Here is a 3,184-nt window from a genome sequence, read left to right as displayed (position 1 = left end):
CCTACCGCCTCGACCCGGCGGCGCGGGCTGCGGGCGCGCGCAGCGGGCGCGGGCAGCGAGCGCGCTGAACTGCGGTGCCTTGAACCCGCGGTGCCCTGAACCCGCCTTCCAGGGCACCGCCGATTCGGCAGCACTCACGGCGAAATTGGCAGCAGCGAGGGCGGCTGAATCCCACTTTCTCCACCCTGGCTGCTGCCAAACGTGGCTGCGGCTGGTCAGACGGTGGCGTCCCGAACGGCCACGCCCTCGACTGCGGGGAAGTTGCTCTTGGCGTATCCGGCGATCGATCGGATGCCCGCGATGTTGATCGCTACCCGGCCTACTGACCTGCGGCGCCCTGAGCAGGAGGTCGAGGGCGCCACCGCTCAGATCGCCAGCGCCGCCGAGACGTCGTGGGCGGCGGACGCGTCGGAGGCGCCCGAGTGCGAGATCCGCCCGGACTCCAACACGTAGTAGACGTCCGACGCGCGCAGCGAGAAGCCGACGTGCTGTTCGACCAGCAGAACGGACAGGTCGCCGCGGGAGGCGAGCTCCACGATGATCCGCTCGATCTCGGCCACCACGTTGGGCTGGATGCCCTCGGTGGGCTCGTCCAGCACCAGCATCCGCGGCTCGGTGATGAGCGTCCGGGCGATCGCCAGCTGCTGACGCTGACCGCCGGAGAGGAGGCCGGCCTTGCGATCGAGCAGCTCGCGCAGCGCCGGGAACAGGTCCAGCGACTCGTCGATCAGCGCTTTACCGCGCCTGCGGCCGTCGGCGACCAGCTGCAGGTTCTCGGCCGTGGTGAGCTGGGTGAACGACTGCTGTCCCTGCGGGACGTAACCGATCCCGCGAGCCACCCGCGCGTGGGGGCGCAAGCGGGTGATGTCCTCGCCGTCGAAGGTGATGGTCCCGCCCTTGCACGGCAACAGACCCACCGCGGTCCGCAGCAGCGTCGTCTTGCCGGCGCCGTTGTGACCGAGGATCGCGGCCACTCCCCCGGCCGGGACCTCGAGGTCGACACCGTGGACGACCTCCGAGCCGCCGTAGCCCGCGCGGACGCCGGTCATCTTGAGCAGTGCGGTCATCGTGGGGTCTCCTCGGTCTCGTCTGCCAGCTCGGTGCCGGTCGCGGCGGCGGTGCCCAGGTAGACCTGCTGCACCTTGGGGTCGGCCTGGATCTCGGCGACGGTGCCCTCGGCGAGCACCTTGCCCGCGGCCAGGACGGTGACGGTGGTGGCGAAGGCCCGCATGAAATCCATGTCGTGCTCCACCACCACGACGGTGCGGTCGGCGGCGATCCGCTGCAGCAGTTCCCCGGTGGCCTGCCGCTCCTCGGCGCCCATGCCGGCGACGGGCTCGTCGAGCAGCATGACGTCGGAGTCCTGCACCAGCAGCATGCCGATCTCCAGCCACTGCTTCTGCCCGTGCGCCAGCACCCCGGCTTTGGTGCCGGCCAGGTGCTCGAGCCCGATGGTCTCCAGCGCCTCGGTCACCTTGTCCTCCCGGCCGTGGCGGCGCCGCAGCAGGGTGAGCGGGCCGCGGCGGGCGCCGGCGGCGATGTCGAGGTTCTGCTCGACGGTGAGGTCCTCGAACACCGACGCCGTCTGGAACGTGCGCCCGATGCCCATCTTGGCGATCTTGTGCGTCTTGAGCCCCAGCACCGGCTGGCCGGACTTGTCGACGGTGCCGGTGGCGGGCACGAGCCCGGTGATCGCGTCGACGACGGTCGTCTTTCCGGCGCCGTTGGGGCCGATGAGGAACCGCAGGTCGCCCTGGATCAGGGTGAGGTCGACGCCGTCCACGGCCTTGAAGCCGTCGAACGTCACCGTCAGGTCGCGGACCTCGAGGTAGGTGCCGGCGCCTCCTTCCCCGGAGCGAGTCCGGGCGTTCTTGCGGGCGCCGGAGCCGGGCAGGCCGATCTCGGCGCCGGTCAGGGTGCCGGCCGACAGCGCGGCACCGATGCCGAAGGCGGTGGACGGGGTCATCGGGACTCCTCGGGGGAAGCGGCGCCTGACGCCGTCGAATCGGGTCCAGGTTCGGCGGTGCCGGTGGTGGCGGGCCGGTCGGGGGTGGCGGAGCTCGTCGTCGTCGTGGTCGTCGTGGTCGTCGTGGTCGGCTCCTGGCCCTTGGCGCGCCGACGTCGCATCACGAACAGCGACGCCAGGCCGCCGGGCAGGAACCCCACCACCACGATGAACAAGATGCCCTGCAGGTAGGTCCACTGCGACGGGTAGGCCTCGGAGAACGCGGTCTGCGCCCAGGCCACACCGATCGCGCCGAGCACCGGGCCGAGCAGGGTCGCGCGGCCGCCGATCGCGACGCCGATGAGGAACGCGATCGAGGGCGCGATGCCGATCGCCGACGGCGAGATGATCCCCACGATCGGCACGAACAGCGCCCCGGCGAGCCCCGCGGCGAACGCGGCCACGGCGTAGGCGAACGACTTGACCATCGCCGGGTCGTAGCCGAGGAACCGGACGCGCTCCTCCTGGTCACGGACGGCCACGAGCAGCTCGCCGAACCGGGAGTTCATGAGCTGGCGCACCAGCAGCACCACGAGGAGCAGCGCCCCGCCGGCGAGGAAGTACAGCATCCGCCGGTTGGCCGGGTCGGACAGCGCGAACCCGAAGAACCCGGTGAAGCGGTTGAGCCCGTTGGACCCGCCCAGCTCCGGCCGGCTCACGAGGAAGATCGCGGCGGCCGCGGCCAGGGCCTGCGAGAGGATCGCGAAGTAGGCGCCCTTGACCTTGCGGTTGAATACCAGGTAGCCGAACCCGAACGCCAGCAGCGGCGGGACCAGCAGGATCACCGCGAGCGTGAACCCGGGCGAGGCGAACGGCACCCAGTAGCCGGGCATCTCGCGCATCCCGGCGATCTGCATGAAGTCGGGCAGCGCGTCGGCGCCGCCGCGGTCGCGGGCGTCGGAGATTTTGAGGAACATCGCCATCGCGTAGGCGCCCACGCCGAAGTACACGCCCTGGCCGAGGGTGAGCATGCCGCCACGCCCCCATGCCAGACCGATGCCGCTGGCGACGATCGCGTAGCAGAAGAACTTGGCCAGCAGGCTCAGCCGGAAGTCGGACAGCAGCGCGGGCGCGAGGCCGAAGATGATCAGCGCGGCCACCGCGAGCGCGGCCCAGAACATCCACCGGGGCCGCTCGGCGTCGCCGGTCAGCAGGCGCCGGGCGCGGGTGCGCCGGGGC

At 71.5% G+C, this 3,184-nt stretch carries 3 protein-coding genes; all 3 read right to left on the bottom strand.

Annotated elements, in window-relative coordinates; genetic code table 11:
• Positions 1-365 precede the first annotated feature (365 nt).
• From urtE to urtC, 3 genes are read right to left on the bottom strand one after another with little or no spacing between them, the layout of a single operon-like run.
• Positions 366-1,067, bottom strand: a complete 702-nt coding sequence (urtE, locus tag HMPREF3086_RS11590; RefSeq protein ID WP_082767786.1) for an urea ABC transporter ATP-binding subunit UrtE — start codon at positions 1,065-1,067, stop codon at positions 366-368.
• Positions 1,064-1,966, bottom strand: a complete 903-nt coding sequence (urtD, locus tag HMPREF3086_RS11585) for an urea ABC transporter ATP-binding protein UrtD (RefSeq protein WP_109149046.1) — start codon at positions 1,964-1,966, stop codon at positions 1,064-1,066. The genes urtE and urtD overlap by 4 nt, the downstream gene beginning before the upstream one ends.
• A complete protein-coding gene (gene urtC / locus HMPREF3086_RS11580) occupies positions 1,963-3,126 on the bottom strand; it encodes an urea ABC transporter permease subunit UrtC (RefSeq protein ID WP_070721989.1) in 1,164 nt (387 codons plus the stop codon). The genes urtD and urtC overlap by 4 nt, the downstream gene beginning before the upstream one ends.
• Between the last annotated feature and the right edge of the window lie 58 nt (positions 3,127-3,184).

It is taken from the genome of Dietzia sp. HMSC21D01, from assembly GCF_001815995.1.
In the GTDB taxonomy this organism is placed as follows: Bacteria; Actinomycetota; Actinomycetes; order Mycobacteriales; family Mycobacteriaceae; genus Dietzia; species Dietzia cinnamea.
The sequence above is the reverse complement of the archived record's forward strand: the minus strand, read 5'-3'. Positions and strand labels throughout refer to the sequence as shown.

Excerpts from the sequence above, each read along its gene's own strand:
- urtE (WP_082767786.1), bottom strand. The coding sequence starts at position 1,067 with ATGACCGCACTGCTCAAGATGACCGGCGTCCGCGCGGGCTACGGCGGC.
- urtD (WP_109149046.1), bottom strand. The coding sequence starts at position 1,966 with ATGACCCCGTCCACCGCCTTCGGCATCGGTGCCGCGCTGTCGGCCGGC.
- urtC (WP_070721989.1), bottom strand. The coding sequence starts at position 3,126 with ATGTTCTGGGCCGCGCTCGCGGTGGCCGCGCTGATCATCTTCGGCCTC.